The organism is Paraburkholderia sp. SIMBA_030, from assembly GCF_046535245.1.
Taxonomy (GTDB): Bacteria; Pseudomonadota; Gammaproteobacteria; order Burkholderiales; family Burkholderiaceae; genus Paraburkholderia.
In genome coordinates, this window is sequence record NZ_JAWRXB010000348.1 from 1 (window position 1) to 278 (window position 278).

Below are 278 nucleotides of genomic sequence, written 5' to 3' on the forward strand. Positions count from 1 at the left end.
GCTAGGGACAGCCGGGAAGTTACCGGGGTGAATTGGCGCGACCACAACGGAGCCGAGCATTACAGCGTTGCCGACCTCGTGGTCTCCGGAGCGGACCTGCACCACACCGAAACCCAATTGCTGGGGGTGCAGGATCGGAGCTACAACAGTTCATGGTGGGAACGGCGCACCAGCGGCCCCGGCGCCGTCTTGGTCATGTTGGGCGTCAAGGGGAACCTTCCTGAACTGCCGCATCACTCCTTGTTTTTCACCCGCGATTGGGAAGCCAACTTTGCCTC

The 278-nt window shown here is 61.5% G+C and carries 1 pseudogene; it reads left to right on the forward strand.

Annotated features, from left to right (window positions below):
• Positions 1-27 precede the first annotated feature (27 nt).
• A pseudogene (locus SB772_RS40295) lies at positions 28-278 on the forward strand (hypothetical protein); the annotation flags it as partial.